This window comes from Microbulbifer sp. ABF4_107 (genome assembly GCF_056312215.1).
Window position 1 is genome coordinate 2540345 of record NZ_CM149983.1, and the last position, 21216, is coordinate 2561560.

Below are 21216 nucleotides of genomic sequence, written 5' to 3' on the forward strand. Positions count from 1 at the left end.
CAGACTTTCAGGGGGAGCGCCAAAAGCGCTCCCTTCGATCCCGATCCGCTACCCGCGATCCTCTCACCGCACCACCGTTACCAAAGGTTGCCATGTACCAATCCAACTGGAGAGTCGGCCTTCCCCTCGCCCTGACTACCGCCTTTCTGTGGGCGCTCTTGCCCATCGCCATGAAAGGTCTGATCGAGGATATGGATTCCACCACCGTCACCTGGTTTCGCTTTTTTGGTGCGGCGCTGCTTGCCGGTGCCTGGTACGGCTGGCGGCGGGAACTGGAGCTGAAAAAGCTGCTCAGTGGTCGCCTGCTGCCCTATACCCTGCTTGCCGTAGGTGGCCTGCTCGGCAATTACATCGCCTACGCCACCGGCCTCAACTACATCACCCCCGGCGCCCTGCAGGTACTGATCCAGCTGGCACCGCTGCTGCTGTTGATCTTCAGCGTATTCTGGCTCGGAGAGCGCTTCTCAGCGCGCCAGTGGATGGGTGTGGGACTGGTGTGTATCGGCCTGCCGCTGTTCTTCAACCTGCGTATCAGCGAGCTGCTGGAGGGCCAGGACAAACAGTATCTGATTGGAGTGGGCCTGGTGGTGGTCGCCGCTGTGACATGGGCGGTATACGGGCTCTTTCAGAAGAAGATCGTCGCCGAGTCACGACCGCAGAACCTGCTAATGATGATTTATGTGGCGGGCAGCCTGTGCTTCCTGCCCATTTCCCACCCCACCAGTGCATTGCAACTGGACTGGCTTGGCTGGGCTCTACTGCTATTCCTTACCGCCAACACCCTGATCGCCTATGGCGCCTTCGCCAAAGCCATGGCCGCCTGGGAGGCCTCCCGAGTCAGCGCCACCCTCGCCCTGGTACCGCTGATGACCCTGGCGCTCAGCGCAGTGATCAGCGCCCTGTGGCCCGGCTATATTGAAGTAGAGCCCATGAACTGGATCAGCTGGGTTGGCGCGTTTACCGTCGTTATGGGCTCCCTGCTGGCAGCCATTGGGCGCGGCCGCTGATCCCGTAGACATATTGACAACAAAATGAACGTCGCCCGCCCGCTCACGTAACTTACTGATTAATTTACTAAAAAAGTATTGACAGCCCTACGAGGTCGCCCGATAATGCGCGCCCTCGGTTAGCCGAGACTTTCAGTGGCAAGGTAGCTCAGCTGGTTAGAGCGCAGCACTCATAATGCTGAGGTCGGGAGTTCAAGTCTCCCCCTTGCTACCATTTTCCCTCTGTGAGAAACCAGACTCACAGCACCTTTACTGGGGTGTAGCCAAGCGGTAAGGCAGCGGGTTTTGATCCCGTCATGCGAAGGTTCGAATCCTTCCACCCCAGCCATATATAAAAAAGGCGATCTCGCGAGAGATCGCCTTTTTTATTGCCCAGCACTAATAAGCACAACTTCCAAAGATCAGGCGATCGACCCCCGGAGCTCCCCCGGTGGAACAGAGGAAGGCGACGATGCATACCCCGCAGCCGCATTCCCCTTCCTACGCAGCCACTCAAAACCCAGCAGGCACACCAGCACCGCAGCAGCAAATATCGCCATTCCCCAGAGGCCCAGAGTCTCGCGCTCGGTAAAGCCGGTCCACAGATACTGACCAATACACAGAACAGCCACCACCAGCAGTGTCGGCTTGCGGCCGATTAATCCCACCACAAAGACCCCCAATGGCGCACCCAGCGCCACTACCGGCGCGGCGGCCAGCCAGTTGCCCAGCACGCCCGGCTGCCAGGTGCCGGTGACCGTTTTCACCGCCACACCCACCAGCGAGGTAAATGCCATGATGATCACCGAGGTGGGAATCGCCACCTTGAGGTCCACTCTGCACAGCAATACCAGCAGTGCGTAGATCACCATATCGATCCCCACCCCGGTAATCGCCGCCGCCATACCACCGGCGCAAAAACCGGCCACCAGGCCCAGACGGAAATCCCGCGCCGAAGTATTAGCGCCATGTCCGGAATGAGAGGTGATCTCCCGCAGCCGGTACAGGTGCAGCAGACCAAAGCTGCCCCAGATCACCGCAAACACCAGTTTTATCCACAGCTCCGGGATCAGTGGGGATAAAAACAGAATGCCCAGTGGTGTACCGATCAGTGCACCGATCATGGCACCCCGCAACATACTCCAGGCGAGTGCCTGTCGGCGACAGAGGATAAAGATACTGGCGCTGACCATACCGATGGACTGCACCGCGAAGCTGAAGTCCCGGCCAAGGCTTGCGGGCATATCGAAGAGTAATACCAGCACGGGAAAGCCCACGGTACCGCCACCCATCGGGGTAGAACCGGCGGCGTAACTGCCGATGGCCATGGAGAGGGCCATGGGCCAGTGTTCGGCGACTAAGGGCAGATAATTCTGGGAAAGTACCACAAGCCCCCAAAGAGCGTAAAACAGCCCGAGGAAGGCGAACCAGGGGGAATAGTGCTTGAGAGACATAACAGGAAGGAAAATTGGGGCCTCAGTGGTGAGGCCCCGGAAGCCGGGAGGCGACGAAAGACGCCCTACCCGGCTCGCAGCCTGACTTATAAGCTAATCAGGCGCCGGCTTGCATCTTGGCCAGACGGGAGAACTGATGCATGGAGCTCAGCTGCGCGTACAGCGGCGGCAGGAAGCCACGCTTACGGAAGTCGGCGAAGTCTTCTTCGCTCAGCTCGCCCAGTTTCTTCTCGTCAACCATGTAAATACCGGTCAGGTTGATCTTCTCACCACCAGCGTTAACAGCAACGTTCTGGGTGGTCAGCAGGTCTTTCTCGGCCAGGATGGTGATGAACGCTTTGGTCATCTGGTCACTTTCCAGATAGCCCACCAGAGACTCTTTCTTGGCTTTCAGGTACTCGGACTCTTCACCGGATTCGTTGAACAGGGCATTGCCCTCTTCTTCGCCAACCACCGGGCTGTTCTCAACCAGTCCAACCATCAGCTTTTCTTTGTCGTCACCGGCAGGGGCCAGAACGAAAGGATGGTTGCGCACAGCACCAGGAACGAAAACACCTTTCCAGTTTTCGCCGTCAACAAACAGGTTCTCGCCTACTTTCAGGCTCAACAGCGCAACAGATTGGAACTGACCGGAATCGGAGTTCTTGACGAAAACAATCGGATACTCCGCACCCAGGCGGGCGAATTCGTGAGCAGTAACCGGCACCATATGTGCGTTTTTGACGTGCTCAAAGGTCCCCAACTCACGGACTTTCAGCTTGCCGTGAACGTCGCTGCGCAGAGGTACGATTTTTGGGGCTTCTACAGTGGCCATACAACACCTTATTCAAATTGGAAGTTATTCTAAAAAACCCGCTTAGTATATTTTTTATACTTGAAAAGGGAAGCAAAAAGTTACACCACTATTCAGAAGGTTGCCAGTCTCTTTGTAACCTAATAGACAGCCTAATCCTGCAAGCACGCTTGCTGTGAGCCGCGATGTAACCGGACAGCGCCTATGACTGCGCTCGCCCCCAGACCAGTAGTGAAAACAAATACTCGCTGAGAGAATGCCTGCAGAATACAGGTTTATATAGACAACTGTTTAACCAGCCACTTTTTCAGCGCCTGCGCCTCATCACTGCCAATTTCACCTAGCACCCCCTTCAGAGGGTCAGGTATATGCGCAGACGGATCACCATTAACTCCAAAAATATAGTGGTCAAAAAATGATTTCCATGCATCCCGCTCCTTCACCGGCAGAGACTTTATGGTCAGACACGCTAACAACAACGCATCCTGAGGTGTTACTCCTTTTTCTCCTGCAATGGCGCCGCCACTCCAGAAGTTGATCAATATATTGAATTCACTGAGTGCCTCGACGTGGTGCCACCACAAGGTAGGTATGTAAATCGCATCACCAGGCTCTAGCTCAGCCACATAGCTGTGAGCCAGAGCCTCACGTAGCTTAGGGAAACGCTCTAGATCAGGTGACGTGAGTGAAGCCATACTCACCGGTGTTCCCGCCGGGGTCTTGTTTAGCGGCCCTATATACAGGTTAGGAAGCTGCTCAGGAGGAAACAATGTGAACCGGCGCAGACCTGCAGCAACACAGGCAATGTTTTCGGAATCATCATTGTGTGTAGCAACCACGGTCCGGTTTCCAATCCAGATCCTCGGCCTTACATTGTCCCCACATAAACTTATCCGATGCTCGTGATCGATTCGATCAAAGTACTCATCAAGAAAAGCACTTTGAATCGAGAGAATCGGCGATTCCGATTGTCCGCGTGCCGCCAGCAAGCGATCAACAAAATCGTCAAACGTCGCCACCTTGCGCGAAAAATTGAAGCCTCGAAAATCATCGGAATAAAAGAAACGCCCCCCCGACGCTGCAGGAGCTTCGAGCATCCAGATTTTTCCCGGGGCCGCTTTTTGTTTCAGATACCCCGCTAGCGCATCCACAGACTCGGCCGCACACTGCACGATCGGCCAATGTGCACAAACTCCCCGAAATACCACCGGTTCATTCCGTGGAACAATTTCATTTTCAAACGTCACGCGATCACAGGCTTGGATCACCTCGATCTCCGGCATATCTCCCCCAATAAACTCTGGCTCGCTGCTGCAGAAAAACAAAAAAGCCGGGCATAAGCCCGGCTTTCATACTACTCGTTACAGCTCTAACAGAGACTCCTTAGAAGCTGTAGCGTGCACCGATCACGAAACGGCGTCCGTTCTGATACAGAGACGTCATGCGATCATTGGTTTCACTGAACTGCTCAATTTCTTCGTCGGCCAGGTTAACGGCCTCCAGAGTCAGCTGGGCATTATCAGTGATGTTGTAAGACAGGCTCGCATCCCACTGGCCAAACGCTGAAGTAGACAGCGGATAGTTGTTCCAGTGGAAGCCATTGCTCCAGTCGGAACGATAGTTATACATCAGGCGCGCACCGAAAGTCTCGTTCTCAAAGTAGCCCATCAGGTTGGCGCTATGCTCAGAGATACCAATCACTTCGCGATCACCGGTGTCGGTGTAGGTGTAGTTGGCCTGGGCACCGAAACCGTTACCCAGGTCGTGCAACACTGCCAGTTCGATACCGTTCACCGAGCTGCCGACACCATTTACCGGGCGGTCGAAGTCGACATCGACCATAGTGCCAGTCGCTTCATTCAAACGCGGTGAAGTATAAGTTTCACGCTCCAGGGTGGTCTGGTTGTCCTTGAAGAATAAAGTAGCAGCGAAATTAGATACGTCGCCATAGTACCATTCGTAGGCAAAGTCCACTTGGTTGGCAATAAACGGCTTCAGCATCGGGTTACCGGCCTGACCTTGCGGGTCGGCAACATCCAGAGAACCAAAAGTCTCGTAGGGAGAGATCTGGTTCCAGTTCTGACGCGCCATAACGCGGGCGGCAGATGCACGTAGCACCATATCGTCGTTCAGGTCGTAGGCCAGGTTAACACTAGGCAAAAACTCGCTGTAGTCATTATTCTGGGTTACCCACTCAAGGTGGGCCGGTGTCAGCCATTCGCGATCGAAGGTCGCGAGACCCCAGGTTTCACTACTAAAGCTATAGCCGGAAGAGGCCTGATCGGTAGTCACATAGCGCACACCCACGTTACCGCGGAAGCCGCCATTTTCGAAATCCGCCTGCGCATACAGCGCCACGATATCTTCCTCAACCTCCCAGATCTCCGGCAGGTTCAGGTGCTTGGCGTAATCCGCATTCACACCGCCGAGCCCACTAAAGGCGATCTGCTCCATCACGTCCTGCATCTGCGCAATTACAGTGGTGGAGTTGCCAGTTACGGGAGTGTTCACCTCGTCAATACCGCCGGAGTTCAGGCCACAACTCTCGAGATTGGGGCACTGCGCGAAGATATAGGCCAGGTAATTGGCGGCGAGATCTTCATTGCCGGCCATGGTGCCCGGGCCGTGCCAGCTGTAAGCAACGCGACCTTGTGTGCGCTCGGCCTGGCGGTACTTGACGCCGGTCTTGAAGGTGTGGAAAGCAGCCGCTTCGATAGGCAGCTCCAGGTCAACCTGGAAATAGGTTTCCTCATCAGTGGTCGGCTTTTCGCCACCCCAGATCCAGCCCGGCGCGTACTGATCGCCTTCAACCGGAGCTGGATCAATATCCAGAGATGGGTCGCGCAGGTCGAAAGAGTAATCGGCGTTGGTGGCAAGATATTCCCAGGAAGTCTCGCGCAGGGTACCGCCTTCCGCATTGGTCTGCCCCACAACACCGGTCAGGCTGAAAGCGTCGGTAGCGTATTCCGCGGTCAGAGTATAGGACTGGGACTCAGAGGTAGACTGGCGGTTAATCCAGTTCAGCAGAGCAGTGCCGGTACCCGCGTGGGCGACGACGGTATTACCGCTCAGCTCACCATTGGCAACCATATCGTCCACATTACCCGCAACATCGCTGGTCCGGATCATCCAGTTGGCATTGCCGTTATTGGACTCCATGGTGGTGTCCAGAACATCCAGGGTGAACTGCAGCTCGTCGGTAGGACGGAGCTGGGTGGACAGGTAGAAGGTATCGCGCACACGCTCCTGCTGGAACACCGGCGAACCCATCAGGTCAGGGACCATGGTGCCAGGGGTGCTATCGTCGGTCCAAGCCAGCACCTCGAATCCGGAGCGCTTGACGGTGCGTTCCTGGTGAGTTGCAGATACCAACACGCCGAAGGTTTCGCTGTCATTTTTCCAGGAATACTGACCGGACGCACTCGGCTCATTTTCTCCAGAGGCTTCGGAATAGGTGTTTTCCACAGCCAAGGAGACACTGTTGGCATCCAGGTCAAACGGACGATAGGTGACAATATTGACGGTACCGCCGAGCGAACCTTCGTCCTGAGAAGCCTCTGGGCTTTTCGCCACAGAAAGAGTTTTAATCAGCGTGGAGGGCAACAGAGAAAAGTTAAAGCTACGCGCCGGGTTATCTAGGATAAACCAGTCGGAAGTCGCTACGCTCTGGCCATTCAGCGTGGTGCGGTTGTAGTCCGGACCGGCACCGCGGATAGAGACCTTTTCACCTTCGCCGAAATCCCGGCTGACGGTGATACCGGTCATGCGCGAGAGGGATTCAGCGATATTCTTATCCGGAAATTTACCGGCATCTTCTGCAGAAATAGCATCGACAATGCTATTGGAGTTGCGTTTTACTGCCGTGGCATCTATCAGAGATCCGCGAATACCAGTAACGGTAATCTCTTCCAGAGCGTCTTCTTGAGCAACTGCCAGCGGAGCCATCAGGCCACCACTCAGTACAGCTGCGCTGATCGAGAGAGCGAGTTTGTTGCGCTTAAGCATCGATTTCCCCTTCCTTTTTTATAGATATAAAGGTTTGGTTAGAAACTTTTATTCACCTTGTACCGCCAAATGATAGCGCTGTCATTCGTTTTTATGATAGCGCTGTCATTCTCACGATCGACAATACACAGAATGAAATAAAAAAGCTACAGGCCTTCGGGGAATTTATCTGGATATTTTGCAGTTTTTTGTAACAGCTGCCTGTCATTTGTGACAGTTGGGAGTGATTTTACATGGGGATGAGAGCTTCTGCAGGATATTTTTTGTACAGCATGAGTGACCAACCAGTCCAAGCTATTGTCCGAACTTGGCGCTTCAGAAACCGAAAACAGAACTCCCGGCATATAGCCGGGAGTTTGCGAGGAGTCAGCTCAGTATCAACGAGAGATCACTCGATCTCCTTGATTCGCATGGAGCTGGTACCGCCACCCATATTCAGGCGCTCGCCCTGGGTAATCAGGATACGCTGCCCTTTTTCCAGGTCGATACGCGATCCCAAGACCTCGACAATGGCGTCGGTCAGGTGACCGAGCGGTACCGAAGCCGGGTCGAACTCGATGGGTTCAACACCACGCAGCAATACCAGCTGGCGAGCGACACGGGAGTGGCGAGTCAGTGCGTAAATCGGCAATCGGCTGGTCGCCCGTGACATGATGCGCGGGGTGCGGCCGGATTCGGTTAGCGCGGCAACCGCACACAGGTTTTCGACGCGGGCTGCAGATTCGATGGCTGCCTGAGCGATAACAGTGTCGATGGACTCAGAAGCTGACCGGTCTGCCTCAGGACGCGTGGTGGTACCGAGATATTGCTCAGCACCCACAACCACTTCGGCCATGGACTCAACAGCAGCCACCGGGAAATCACCCGCCGCAGTTTCCGCCGACAGCATGACCGCATCGGTGCCATCGAGCACGGCGTTCGCCACATCCATCACTTCCGCGCGGGTCGGCGTGGGGTTGGTGATCATGGATTCCATCATCTGGGTGGCAGTGATCACACCGCGGTTCAGGGCATTGGCACGGTTGATCAGCTTCTTCTGCACACCAACCAGTGCCGCATCACCGATTTCCACACCCAGGTCGCCGCGGGCCACCATGATGACGTCGGATGCGAGGATGATGTCGTCCATCTGCTGGTCGTTATTCACCGCTTCTGCACGCTCAACCTTGGCAACGATGGCGGCATTGCTGCCGGCTTCGCGCATGGCCTTGCGAGCGATTTCCAGATCTTCGCCGCTGCGCGGGAAGCTCACTGCGAGGAAATCCACATCCAGCTCGGCGGCGAGTTTGATGTCTTGGTAATCTTTTTCAGTCAGCGCCGGCGCAGACAGGCCACCACCCAACAGGTTGATACCTTTGTTGTTGGACAGCTTGCCGCCCTGCAGTACACGGCAGAACAGTTTGCTGTTGGTGCCGCCGGTGACTTCCAGGCGGATCTTGCCGTCGTCCAGCAGCAGGATATTGCCGGGCTTGCAGTCGGCGATCAGGGACGGGTAATCCACGCCCACTTTCTGCTGGTTACCGCCCTCTTTCGGGCAGTCGGCGTCGAGGGTGAACTCGGCATTGTTCTCAAGGAAGATACTGCCCTCGGCGAAACGGGCGATACGGATCTTCGGGCCCTGCAGGTCGCCCAGCACGGCAACCAGTTTGTTTTGCTCTGCAGCGGCGCGGCGCACTTCTTCCACACGCTTGCGGTGATCGTCGGCGCTGCCGTGGGAGAAGTTCAGGCGTACAACGTTAACGCCGGCACGGATAATCTCGTCAATAACACGCGGCTTGTCTGTGCCCGGGCCGAGTGTGGCAACAATTTTTGTATGGCGAATCATAGTGGTGATTTTTGTTTGTGAATTAGGTGTGAGACAAATTTGTAATTATGGCAGTCGGCGTTGACTGCGAAGAAAGCAGCCGGAGCAGGTATTGCACCCGCCCCGACAAGATAACGAAACGTTATCAGGCTGTTGTTTATTAACAGTTACAGCCGTTTTACTTGGCTCGCTTAAAGACCCTGAGCCTTCGCCATCGCCAGGCTGGTGTCGAGCATACGGTGAGAGAAGCCCCACTCGTTGTCGTACCAGGACATGACTTTCACCAGGTTGCCGTTTACACGGGTGTGGTTGGCATCGAAGTGGCTGGAAGCTGCGGTGTGGTTAAAGTCTACGGAGACCAGCGGCTGGTCACAGTAAGACAGTACACCGCCTTTCATGCTACCGGCGGCGTCCTGCAGGATCGCATTGATTTCATCAGCAGTCGTTTCGCGGCTGGCGATAAACTGGCAATCCACCAGGGATACGTTGTTTACCGGTACGCGAACGGCCATGCCATCCAGCTTGCCCTGCAGTTCCGGCAGAACCAGGCCAACCGCGGCGGCAGCACCGGTTTTGGTCGGGATCATATTGTCAGCCGCTGCGCGCGCACGGTAGATATCTTTATGTACCGCATCCTGGGTGTTCTGGTCGTTAGTGTAGGCGTGCACGGTAGTCATAAAGCCGCGCTCGATGCCGATAGACTCGTTCAGAACCTTGGCTACCGGTGCCAGGCAGTTGGTGGTGCAGGACGCGTTGGAAACAACCTTGTGTTCTGCGGTCAGCTTGTCGTCGTTCACACCGTAAACCACGGTCAGGTCGGCGTCTTTGGACGGCGCAGAAATCAATACCGCTTTGGCACCGGCTTCCATGTGTTTGGAGGCCGCCGCTTTATCAGTGAACAGGCCGGTACATTCCAGAACCAGGTCCACTTCCAGCTCCGCCCACGGCAGAGCAGCGGGGTCGCGCTCCTGGCAAACTTTTACGGTGTCGCCACCGATCACCAGGTTTTCGCCTTCAACGGCAACTTCGGTATTGAAACGGCCGTGTACGGTGTCGAAACGGGTCAGGTGGGCATTGGCCTCAACCGGTGCCAGATCGTTGATAGCAACCAGTTGGATGCGGTCGTTATAGCCGGACTCGTAGATAGCACGAGTTACGTTGCGTCCGATGCGTCCATATCCATTAATAGCAATTCTGAGTTTCATATCGCTACACCCTCTGTGTCTTAAAAATTGTGGATTATTTGTTTGTTCTAAGCGCCGGGTGATCGGTCCCCCCCAGCACAATTCTGCTCTGTGAAACTACTTTTAGCCTTTCAGCAAGGAGGCCTCTTTGGCCAGACGGGTAATTTCCGCCCAGTTTTTCTCGGCAACCAGTTTCGGTGCTGCCATCCAGGAACCACCCACACAAACTACGTTGGACAGCGCCAGGTAATCACTTGCATTGTTCGGGCTGACGCCGCCGGTGGGGCAGAACTTCACTTTCGCCAGCGGACCACCGATGGATTTCAGCATCGGGATGCCACCCGCCGCTTCCGCGGGGAAGAACTTTTGATAACCGTAACCGCGCTCGAACAGGCGCATTACTTCAGACGGATTGGCAGCACCTGGCAGCAGCGGTACGGAGACGTTACCTGCCGCGTCCAGCAGCGCTTCGGTAGCGCCCGGGCTGACCATGAAAGTCGCACCGGCATCAACGGAGCGCTGGATGTCGCCGGCGTTCAACACGGTACCGGTACCTACGTGGGCGTCCGGCAGATGCTTGGCGATCTCTTCTACAGCGGCCAGCGCAGCTTCGGTGCGTAGGGTCACTTCCAGTACATTCAGGCCGCCTTCCACCAGCGCCTGCGCCAGAGGCAGTGCGTCGCTGACGTTGTCCACTACGATTACCGGCACCACACCGGCTTGTTCCAATACGGGTACGAGAGTCTGTTGCATTGTCACTTCCTAAAACTCGTCTATTTCGTTGTTATTCGCCGATCCTGAATCCGGACCAAACCGTTAAGGCGCCCAGTAAACAGTGACCGGCTTGTGTCCCTGCTTGAGAATACTGCGCACCGGCATCTCCGCCTTGTCATCACCGAGCAGCGCCTGGCGATAGACCTTCAGCTTTTCTTCACCGGTGATCAGCAGCTTGATTTCCTTCGCTTGCAGGATCGCCGCGAGCGTCAGGGTCATGCGTTCGGTGTGCGCTCCGGTTACCGCACTTTGTTTTGCGGTAATGGCTTTACACAGCTTTTCGCCTTTGGCATCCAGCGCGTCTTCAAGGCCTTCTGCATAAGGGAAGAAAGAGGCGGTGTGGCCATCGTTACCCATACCGAGCACACAAACATCGAACGGGCGCACCAGCTCTTGATAGGCGCGCTCGCAATCCGCTTCACCCTCCGCCGGAGTGGCAGCGGCATTTTTCATACCCAGGCAAGGTGCCTTGGCCGCTTCATTTTGCAGCAGGCTGTTGGTGATAAAGGCCAGATTGCTGCCTGCTTCATCTTTTTCCACCCAACGCTCATCCACCAACGCCACATTGACCTGTTCCCAGGGCAGCGGGCGACGGGACAGCTCGCGGTACACAGGCTCCGGGGAGCTGCCACCGCTGACCAGAAAGGTCGCCTGACCGTTGGCCTTGATTCCGGCGTGCAACGCCGCTGCACACTCATTGGCCAGCGCCAGCGTGAGCCTTTCCCTGTCTGCAAAAAACTTTTCTTCAACCATGTCGTTTTGACCTTTGCGTATTTTGCCGGTGGCTGTCAGGTTAAATTACGGGTTAAACCAGTGGTGACCATTTTCGGCCAGCAACTGATTGGATGCTTGCGGCCCCCAGGTTCCCGCGCGGTACAGCTGCGGCTGATTCGCGGTATCGCGCCAGTGATCGATAATCGGGTCGACCCAGGCCCAGGCCGCAGCCACTTCTTCGCGGTGAATAAACAGCGCGGAATTGTTTGCAGCGGCGTCCAGCATCAGGCGCTTGTATGCGTCACTCTTGAAGCTGTCGTAGGTGTCGGACAGTGTCAGGTTCAGCTCTACCGGTTGCAGCTCCATGGTGAGGCTGTCCATCTTCTTGGCCATCAGCACCATTTTGATGCTTTCTTCTGGCTGCAGACGGATCACCAGGCGGTTCGGTAACACCTTGCCCGCTTCCGGCTGATACACACTGTGGGAAACGTTCTTGTACTGAATCACGATTTCCGCACAGCGTTTTTCCATGCGCTTGCCGGTGCGCAGATAAAACGGCACGCCGGTCCAGCGCCAGTTATCGATATGTGCGCGAATGGCCACGAAGGTTTCGGTGGTGCTGTTCGGCGCTTTCAGTTCTTCCAGGTATCCGGGCACCAGCTCCTTGCCGAGACCACCGGCCACGTACTGGCCGCGCACGATGTTCTTGTCGACATTGCTATCGGTCAGCGGGCGCAGGGCCTCCAGCACTTTGATTTTTTCCGAGCGGATATTGCGCGCGGACATGCTGTTGGGGGATTCCATGGCGATCAGGCACAGCAGCTGCAGCAGGTGGTTCTGCACCATGTCGCGCATTGCGCCGGTGTCATCGTAAAAACCCGCGCGCCCTTCCAGGCCCACGGTTTCGGAAATGCTGATCTGGATGTGATCGATGGTCTTCGCATCCCACAGGTGCTCGAACAGCACGTTGCTGAAGCGCAGGGCCAGCAGGTTCTGTACGGTTTCTTTACCCAGGTAATGGTCGATGCGGAAAATACTGTCTTCCGGGAAGTACTCGGCGATCTTGCTGTTGATCTCGTCGGAGGTCTTGGCGTTGTAGCCCAGGGGTTTTTCCACGACTACGCGGGAGTTTTCGTGGATCAGACCTTTTACCGAGAGGTTTTCGCAACAGGGGCCGAACACTGCCGGCGGAATCGCGAGATAAAACAGGCGGGTGCGCTTGGTGTCTTTACCCAGAATATCCACCAGCCCATCCCACTGCTCGTCGGGCTTGGCGATATCCAGATAGACGGCGCGCAACAGGCCGCTGAATTCTTTCCAGTTTTTATCGCTGTACTCGCCATCGCGCAGATGGGTTTTCAGCGCTTGCTGTGCGGTCTTCATGTAGGTGTCCGCGTCTTCCTGACGGCGAACTACGGGCAGGATGCGCGTGTCCTTGTTCAGACCGCCTTCAATATAAGCGCGGTAGAGTGCAGGAATCAGTTTGCGCAGAGACAGATCGCCGCCACCGCCAAACAGTACCATGTCGAATGAATTTGCCATTTCTTTGCTCTCAAACAGTTGCGCGGGCCTGATGTGGTATCAGCACCCGCGCGAATTCAGTTAAAAAAGAATGCTACCGCCGGTTTCCGCGCCGCTCGCAAGCTTGCGCATATTCACAAACAGATCCCGCCCCATGCCGCTGTTGTTGGCAGACAGGTCGCATTCCGCTGGCGCGCGCGCGGCCAGCTCTTCATCACTTACTTCTACTTTGAGAACGCCGGCTTCCGCGTCCAGCTCTACAATATCTCCGTCCTGGATTTTTGCGATTACGCCACCTTCCAGCGCTTCCGGAGAAAGGTGGATGGCCGCCGGCACTTTACCGGAGGCGCCGGACATGCGGCCGTCGGTGACCAGTGCCACCTTGAAACCGCGGTCTTGCAGTACGCCGAGGGATGGCGTCAGTTTGTGCAGCTCCGGCATACCGTTGGCCTGGGGGCCCTGGAATCGCACCACGGCGACAAAATCTTTTTCCAGCTTGCCCGCTTTGAAAGCGTCCAGCATGTCGTCCTGACTGTTGAACACAACTGCCGGTGCTTTTACTTTCAGCTGCGGGGTTTTTAGCGCGGAAACCTTGATCACGCTGTTGCCCAGATTGCCTTTCAGCAATTGCAGACCGCCGTGGCTGGAGAACGGATCCGCTGCCGGGCGAATGATGTCCGGGTTGCCGGACTCTTCTGCAGTCGGGCGCCACACCAGGCCGTCCTTGTCTTCGTTCAGGAACGGGTCGTAGGTGTAGGGCTCCATACCGGAATCGCCGAGTACGGTAGCCACATCGTTATGCAGCAGGCCTGCGCCCAACAGTTCGCGAATCAGATACTGCATACCGCCGGCAGCAGCGAAGTGGTTGATGTCCGCGGTGCCGTTCGGGTACACGTGGCACAGCAGCGGCACTACTTCAGACAGCTCGGCCATGTCCTGCCAGGTAATCTGGATACCGGCGGCGCGCGCCATGGCGATCAGGTGCATGGTGTGGTTGGTAGAACCACCGGTTGCGTGCAGGCCAACGATGCCGTTGACGAAGGCTTTTTCGGTCAGGATCTTGGCGATCGGTGTGTAGTTACTGGGCTCCGAGTTCTGCACCAGCTGCTTCACCGTCGCTTTATTCATGGCGTCGCGCAGCTCGGTGCCCGGATTGATAAACGAGCTGCCCGGCAGCTGCAGCCCCATGATTTCCACCAGCATCTGGTTGCTGTTGGCGGTACCGTAGAAGGTGCAGGTACCGGCGCTGTGGTAGGAGGCGCTTTCCGCTTCCAGCAATTCTTTGCGACCCACTTTGCCTTCCGCGTACAGCTGGCGAACGCGTACTTTTTCCGCGTTGGCGAGACCGGTTGGCATGGGACCTGCAGGTACGAATACCGCAGGCAGATGACCAAAAGACAGCGCGCCGATGACCAGGCCAGGGACGATCTTGTCGCAGATGCCCAGGTACATGCCGCCGTCAAACATATCGTGTGACAGGGAGATGGCGGTCGCCATGGCGATGACATCGCGGGAAAACAGTGACAGTTCCATGCCCGGCTGACCCTGGGTCACGCCGTCACACATGGCGGGCACACCGCCGGCAACCTGTGCGGTTGCGCCGTTGCGCAGGGCTTCGGCCTTGAGCATTTCCGGGTAGGTGCCGTAGGGCTGATGCGCCGACAACATATCGTTGTAGGCGGTGACGATGGCCAGGTTGGGGCCGTGCCCGGAGGCGATCAGATTCTTATCGTGATCGCTGGATGCCGCCATCGCGTGCGCCAGGTTGCCGCAGGACAGCTTGTGACGCGCGCGGCCTTTGCCCTGCGCGCGCTCAACCTGAGCCAGATAGCTGGCCCGGGTTTCTTCACTGCGGCGGATGATCCTGTCGGTCACCGCCTGTATGCGACTGTGTACCACTGTTTGGTTTGCCATTTTTGATCAACTCTTCGTTTTTTATCAGTTCGTTTCACGCTGCAGCACAATGTGCGTTTAAGCCTGTTCTCCAGCAGGCTCAGCCACCTCAACTTCAGGCGACTCCGTGGACGTAACCGTGCCGTTTATCCGGCGGTAGTATTCGATCAGCTGGGCAGTTGAACCGTCTTCGTCTGCCAGGTCACCAGCAGCCAGTTTTGGCTCCAGTTTATTGGCGAGACCTTTACCCAGTTCCACTCCCCACTGATCAAAGGAATAAATTTGCAGAATCACGCCCTGAACAAAAATCTTGTGCTCGTAGAGTGCGATCAGCGCTCCCAGTGATCGGGGGTCCAACTCCTTCAAGAGTATTGTGTTACTTGGCTTTCCACCCCTGTGGACCTTGAACGGGGTGAGCCTTTTTATTTCTTCTTGCGACAGCCCCTTGGCTGCCAGTTCACGACCGACGGACTCTGCATCCACACCGTTCATCAGTGCCTGACTCTGGGCAAACATGTTTGCCAGCAAAATCTCGTGGTGACCGTCGAGATCGTGTCCCGGGGTCACACTGCCGATAAAGTCGGCGGGAACCACTTCCGGACTCTGGTGCAGATACTGGTAAAACGCATGCTGCCCGTTGATGCCCGTCTGCCCCCATATTAGAGGGCCGGTGGTGTAGTCCACCTCCACCCCTGCACGGGTGGTAGATTTGCCGTTGCTCTCCATATCTGCCTGCTGCAGATAAGAAGGCAACATGTGCAATGCCTGCTCGTAGGGCAATACCGCATGTGCCGGGTAGCCCATAAAGGTGCAGTACCAGACACTCAGCAGCGCCATGATCACCGGCGCATTGGCTTCCAGAGGTGCCTCGCGGAAGTGCTTGTCCATACTTGCCGCGCCATCCAGCAGTGCGCGGAAGTTGTCGTACCCACAGGCAATGGCGATGGGCAGACCGATGGAAGACCACAGCGAGAAGCGCCCGCCTACCCAATCCCAGAAGCGGAAGGTCCGCTCCGGCAGCACACCAAACTGCTGCGCCTTGTCCGGGCTGGAAGTCACCGCTACAAAGTGCTGCCGCAACAGCGCCTCGGCGTCAGCCTCCGGCATCGCCTTCTGCAGCCACTTCAGGCCACTACTGGCGTTGGTCATTGTCTCGCTGGTCGTGAATGTCTTGGACGAGACAATGAATAAAGTCGAATCGGCATCCAGGCCGGCCAGCACATCCGTGAGCTGGGATCCATCCACATTGGATACAAAATGCACTGCGACATCGCCCTTCCGATGGGCACGCAGTGCTTCGATGGTGGTTTGCGGCCCGAGATGGGAGCCACCTACCCCAAGATTGACCACATCGGTAATTCGTTTACCGCTATAGCCAGTCAGGGCTCCATTATGTAGTAAAACTACAAACTCTTTCAAGCGCTCCAACTCGGCTTCCACCTGGCTGGTGACGGATACGCCGCCGATCTCAATATCTTCCGCCAAACCGCCGCGCAGCGCGGGATGCAGTACTGGCCGGCCCTCCGTGGCATTGATGGGCTTGCCGGCGAAGAAGTCCGCCCGCCACCGTTCCAGATCCGCGGCTTCCGCCAAGCGTAATAAATTTACAAAAACGTCCTGATCCAGCTGGTTCTTCGAGTAATCCAGCAGGAATTCCGGCAATTCCAGGGAGAAACGCTCCGCCCGCTGCGGGTCTGCGGCAAACAGTGCTTTTAGAGACTGACCTTTCAGGTCGGCTGCCTGCGCCCGCAGCGCCTGCCAGATTGGCGATTGCGAAAGAGGATCAGAAGAAGATTGAGCGTGAGACGTGTGAGAGTGTGCACTGCACATAGCGAGCCCCCTGAAAGTGGCGCCCGCCGTGGTGTTGCAGGCACCGGTTATTGTTATTTACCTGATTATCCAGCAGCCCACTCCCGCCCGCGGGAGCCACTGCCAGCCTGTATGAAACCGAAATGACAACGCTGTCAATTTGGCGCCAGAGTCACATAGTTGGCAAAGGGTGTCAATTGGGTTTGTAGTTTTATTTCAGGAATACCAACAGGGTGCAAACCTGTGACCCGCAAGCCATCGTCGTTCTGCCCATAACCGGTTAAACTTGCTGGCTGGGCAACAGGAATTATTCCAACAAGGACCTCTTAAGGCCCCATCAAGGACCCATCAAGGACCCATCAAGGATCACAGCCGACAATGAAAAGCACCATCAACGACGTGGCCGCAAGAGCCGGGGTATCGATCAAAACCGTTTCCCGGGTGATCAATAACGAACCGTCTGTACGCCCCGCGACCCGAAAAAAAGTGATGGATGCGGTGGAAGCGCTGCACTACCAACCGAACCTGGCAGCGCGCAATCTGGCGGGCACCCGCAGCTACACCATTGCCCTGATTTACGATAACCCGAACGCCTACTACGTGATCGATATGCAGAACGGTATTCTCGAGGCGTGCAAGGCGCGGGGCTACGAACTGCTGATTCACCCGAGCAACTCCAAATCCGCCAGCGTGAACGATGAGCTGCGCGCGCTGGTGGAACACTCCAAAGTGGCAGGCCTGGTGCTGACCCCACCTTTCTCGGAAACACAGTCGGTCATTGATGAGGTGAAAAAACTCGGCCTCGACTATGTGCGTATCGTTTCCAGTGCCGCCGCCGAAGGGGATGAGGACAACTGCATTCAGGTAGACGATACCGCAGCCGCCTTCGACATCACCAAGCATTTGATTGAGAACGGACACAAACGCATTGGATTTCTGGCGGGTGGCGAGGAGCACGTTTCCACCCACGGGCGACTGGATGGCTACAAGGAAGCACTGGAACAGGCGGGCATTGGCATCGACCCCGATCTGATCATTCCCGGCGAATACTCTTTCGACTCCGGCGTGTCCGGGGCCAAGGCATTACTGGAAAAAGACAACCCGCCCACCGCCATTTTTGCCAGTAACGATGAGATGGCGGCCGGCGCGCTCTTCGCTGCCCGCCTGATGCACATCGAAATCCCCGAGCAGCTCTCCATCGTCGGCTTCGAGGACAGCCCCTTCTCCCGCCAGACCTGGCCCAAACTCACCACCGCCCACCAGCCCAACAGCGAAATCGCCAAGTGCGCCGCCGCGCTGGTACTCAACAAAGCCCGCAGCAAGAGCGCCACCGAAAGCGCCTCCGCCAACAAGGATGCCGGCATCACCAAAAAATTCGTCCCCGAACTCCTGGTCCGCGACTCCACCGGCCAATCTCCCGCCTAAATGAACCCGCTATAACCCGTAATACTGCGCACTTAACGCAGCTGAGGGGGAAGGTGACGGTATCGGGTGCGGTCTTGTGAGACCTTCACCGCCAGGGATGGCGGTGCAGAGCCCCCAAGGATGGGTTTACGGCGTGTCTCACAAGACCGCACCCGGTAGCGGCACCGCCACAGAACCCCTTAGGTAAGTAAAATTATTCAATACCCCAACGATTTCGAGACAAAAAAAAGCCCTCATTAAGAGGGCAAAGATGACGAGAACCAAAGAGAGAAACTTTAAAAAGAAACTTAGACTGACTGTGACGCCAGCTGGATAACCGGAGGTTATTTCCAGCTGCGCATCTTGTGCCCTTTCAGAGCGTAAAACAGGATAAACAGGTAAGCCGGGATGGAAATCACGTAGGCCAGCTGACCGTCGCCGGTGTCGGCGAAGTGACCGTACAGGGGCGGCAGTACCGCACCACCGGAGATACCCATAATCAGCAGGGCGGCACCTTTGGAGGTGAACTTACCCAGGCCTTCCAGCGCCAGCGGCCAGATTGCCGGCCAGCACATGGCGTTGGCGAAGCCCAACAGGGCTACGAAGTAGACCGCGTTGGGAATTTCAGGCAGACCGAACAGCGCCAGGGTCGCGGAGGACATGACGGTGCTTTCCATGGAGCCGGTCATCACCGCGATGGTGAAGACAATACCCAGCACCGCAGAGATCAGCAGCGCAGTCTGCTGACTGATAAAGCGCGGAATGGCGATGGTGCCCCAGATATAACCCAGCACCATGAACACCATGGTGTAGGAGGTCAGAACAGAAGCGACCGCCGTATCCAGACCCGCCTGCTTGCCCAGCAGACCAATGGCGTCACCGGCAATCACTTCCACACCCACGTAGAAGAACAGCGCGATAGAACCCAGGATCAGCTGCGGGAATTTCAGCAGCGCTGGCAGGTTTACCGCCATCTCTTCCTGACCTTCCACCACTTCGTCTTCAATGTCCGGCAGGGGGGCGAACATCATGGCGATGGCCAGTACAAAGCCGAGAACCGCCATTCCGATATACGGGCTCACCATTTGACCCGCCAGTTCGTCAAGCTTGGCATCTTTGGCGGTGGCACTCAGCGCAGCCAGCTCTGCTTCAGAAATACCACTGATACCAGACATAACCAGCGCCGCAAAAACCAGCGGCGCAACAATGCCGGCGCCCTTGTTCAGCAGGCCCATGATGCAGATACGTACCGCGGCGGTTTCCGGGGAGCCCACTCTCACTACGTAGGGGTTGGACGCGGTCTGCAGAATGGTGAGGCCAGAACCCACCACGAATTGCGCCAGCAGGAAGATACCGAACATGCGGCTGTAGGCGGCGGGGATAAAAATCAGCGCGCCGACGGCAACCAGTGCCAGACCCAACGCCATACCGGTCTTGTAACCGGTGCGCTCGATAATGGCCGCCATAGGCAATGCCATAACGGTATAGGCGATATAGAAAGCAGAAGCCACGAGCATGGCCTGGAAAGCACTCAGCTCACAGATGGTTTGCAGAAACGGGATCAGGGCCCCATTCAACCAGGTAACAAAACCAAAAATAAAAAACAGCAGACCGATGATGGTCATCGGCAGGATACTGCTGCGGGTTTCCCCCTGGCTAACAACTGCGGTATTCATAGGCTCACCTTTCATTATCGTTATTTAGCGTCGACTAAATTCGTCATCGGTTTTCTTGAATGCGCGGAATCACCCGGCCGTGAACACTTCCTGTCCGCCGATCCAGGTTTTCTGTACCTGTAAATCGTCGTTTACCAAAATCATATCGGCGGCAGCGCCTTCGGCGATGCGACCACCTTTCGAACCCAGAAACTCAGCCGGATAGAGTCCGGCCATGCGCAGGGCTTCGGTCAATTCAATGCCACACCAGTCGCGGATATTGCGCACCGCGCCGATCATATCCAGGTGCGAACCGGCCAGCTCTCCGGTGTTGGAGGTCAGCTTGTCGCCATCGCGGGTCACGGTGCGGTTAAACAGCGGGAAGCTCTGCTCGTCGCTGCCCACCAGTGACATTGCATCGGTCACCAGCATGATCTTGCCGCGAGGCTTGGCCTTCAGCGCCAGGGTCATGGCTTCCGCACTCACGTGGTGGCCATCGGCAATCAATCCGCACCAGCAGTCGTCGCTGATCAGTGCGGTGCCCACCATGCCGGGGTCGCGGGAATGCAGTGGCGACATGGCGTTGTACAAATGGGTAAATCCGCTCGCGCCTGCGGCTACGGCCGCGGCGGCGGTCTTGCCGTCGGCATTGGAATGACCGAGGCAGACTTTCACCCCGAGCGACACCAGCTTGGCGATATCTTCCGGAGAAACATTTTCCGGCGCCAGGGTGACCATCTTCAGGCCGAGATCGTCCCGGGCATAAATCGCCAGCTCTTCATCGCTGAGCGGGCGAATAAAACATTCTTCGTGGGTGCCTTTTTTCGGCGCACTCAGGTGCGGGCCTTCAAAGTGCACGCCGAGGACACCGGGCACGCCTTCTTTCAGGGCGGCACTGACCGCGTCCGCGGCTTTTTGCATTACGTCCACCTGATCGGTAATCAGGGTGGGCATAAAGCCGGTGGTGCCGAACTGGGCGTGAGCCGCAGACATTTTTCCAAGGGCGTTGACGCTGGTGTCGTTATTGAACAGCGCACCACCGCCACCATTGACCTGCACATCGATCAGGCCCGGCGCCAGCAATCCCTGCAATCGCACAGCATCGGCCGCAGGGGTTCCGCCGAGGGAAACCACCTTGCCGCCGTCAACGGTCAGCGCTACATCCTTGTGTAGCTGCTCACCGTCGAATAACTGTTGTGCGATAAATGCCTGTACCACGT

The 21216-nt window shown here is 56.6% G+C and carries 15 protein-coding genes and 2 tRNA genes; 4 read left to right on the plus strand and 13 right to left on the minus strand.

The window, feature by feature from the left end; translation table 11 throughout:
- Positions 1-92: 92 nt before the first annotated feature.
- From ACYX4K_RS10525 to ACYX4K_RS10535, 3 genes are all read left to right on the plus strand, one after another.
- Positions 93-1007: a DMT family transporter gene (locus ACYX4K_RS10525; RefSeq protein WP_475092169.1), complete on the plus strand. Its 915-nt coding sequence runs from the start codon at positions 93-95 to the stop codon at positions 1005-1007.
- A 137-nt stretch (positions 1008-1144) separates the two neighbouring features.
- Positions 1145-1221: transfer RNA gene (locus ACYX4K_RS10530), tRNA-Met, on the plus strand.
- 39 nt (positions 1222-1260) lie between these two features.
- Positions 1261-1335: transfer RNA gene (locus tag ACYX4K_RS10535), tRNA-Gln, on the plus strand.
- 73 nt (positions 1336-1408) lie between these two features.
- Here ACYX4K_RS10535 and ACYX4K_RS10540 read toward each other — a convergent pair.
- The 11 genes from ACYX4K_RS10540 to pgi form a co-directional block, all read right to left on the minus strand.
- Positions 1409-2440, minus strand: coding sequence for a sulfite exporter TauE/SafE family protein (locus tag ACYX4K_RS10540; protein ID WP_475092168.1), 1032 nt, complete (start codon positions 2438-2440; stop codon positions 1409-1411).
- Between the two features lie 97 nt (positions 2441-2537).
- Positions 2538-3254, minus strand: a complete 717-nt coding sequence (locus ACYX4K_RS10545; protein WP_475092167.1) for a SapC family protein — start codon at positions 3252-3254, stop codon at positions 2538-2540.
- 254 nt (positions 3255-3508) lie between these two features.
- A complete protein-coding gene (locus ACYX4K_RS10550; protein WP_475092166.1) occupies positions 3509-4516 on the minus strand; it encodes a cupin-like domain-containing protein in 1008 nt (335 codons plus the stop codon).
- A gap of 100 nt (positions 4517-4616) precedes the next feature.
- On the minus strand, positions 4617-7238 hold the full coding sequence (locus ACYX4K_RS10555) for a TonB-dependent receptor (protein ID WP_475092165.1): 2622 nt from the start codon (positions 7236-7238) through the stop codon (positions 4617-4619).
- A gap of 388 nt (positions 7239-7626) precedes the next feature.
- Complete coding sequence (gene pyk / locus ACYX4K_RS10560) at positions 7627-9063, minus strand: pyruvate kinase (RefSeq protein ID WP_475092164.1); 1437 nt, start codon at positions 9061-9063, stop codon at positions 7627-7629.
- A 170-nt stretch (positions 9064-9233) separates the two neighbouring features.
- Complete coding sequence (gap, locus tag ACYX4K_RS10565) at positions 9234-10247, minus strand: type I glyceraldehyde-3-phosphate dehydrogenase (protein ID WP_475092163.1); 1014 nt, start codon at positions 10245-10247, stop codon at positions 9234-9236.
- 102 nt (positions 10248-10349) lie between these two features.
- Positions 10350-10979 carry a bifunctional 4-hydroxy-2-oxoglutarate aldolase/2-dehydro-3-deoxy-phosphogluconate aldolase gene (eda, locus tag ACYX4K_RS10570; RefSeq protein ID WP_475092162.1) on the minus strand — a complete coding sequence of 210 codons (630 nt, stop codon included), beginning with the start codon at positions 10977-10979 and terminating at the stop codon, positions 10350-10352.
- A 63-nt stretch (positions 10980-11042) separates the two neighbouring features.
- Positions 11043-11753: a 6-phosphogluconolactonase gene (pgl, locus tag ACYX4K_RS10575; RefSeq protein WP_475092161.1), complete on the minus strand. Its 711-nt coding sequence runs from the start codon at positions 11751-11753 to the stop codon at positions 11043-11045.
- Between the two features lie 45 nt (positions 11754-11798).
- Complete coding sequence (gene zwf / locus ACYX4K_RS10580) at positions 11799-13256, minus strand: glucose-6-phosphate dehydrogenase (RefSeq protein WP_475092160.1); 1458 nt, start codon at positions 13254-13256, stop codon at positions 11799-11801.
- A gap of 60 nt (positions 13257-13316) precedes the next feature.
- Positions 13317-15149 (minus strand): phosphogluconate dehydratase, encoded by a 1833-nt coding sequence (edd, locus tag ACYX4K_RS10585; protein ID WP_475092159.1) that lies wholly within the window; start codon positions 15147-15149, stop codon positions 13317-13319.
- 57 nt (positions 15150-15206) lie between these two features.
- The gene (gene pgi, locus ACYX4K_RS10590; RefSeq protein WP_475092158.1) at positions 15207-16958 is read right to left on the minus strand and encodes a glucose-6-phosphate isomerase; all 1752 of its coding nucleotides are present in this window, start codon (positions 16956-16958) and stop codon (positions 15207-15209) included.
- Between the two features lie 357 nt (positions 16959-17315).
- Between pgi and ACYX4K_RS10595 the strand changes: the two genes are divergently transcribed.
- On the plus strand, positions 17316-18362 hold the full coding sequence (locus tag ACYX4K_RS10595) for a LacI family DNA-binding transcriptional regulator (protein WP_475092157.1): 1047 nt from the start codon (positions 17316-17318) through the stop codon (positions 18360-18362).
- A gap of 323 nt (positions 18363-18685) precedes the next feature.
- Here ACYX4K_RS10595 and ACYX4K_RS10600 read toward each other — a convergent pair whose 3' ends face one another.
- Positions 18686-20017 (minus strand): sugar MFS transporter, encoded by a 1332-nt coding sequence (locus tag ACYX4K_RS10600; protein WP_475092156.1) that lies wholly within the window; start codon positions 20015-20017, stop codon positions 18686-18688.
- 69 nt (positions 20018-20086) lie between these two features.
- On the minus strand, positions 20087-21214 hold the full coding sequence (gene nagA, locus ACYX4K_RS10605) for an N-acetylglucosamine-6-phosphate deacetylase (protein ID WP_475093931.1): 1128 nt from the start codon (positions 21212-21214) through the stop codon (positions 20087-20089).
- Positions 21215-21216 lie beyond the last annotated feature (2 nt).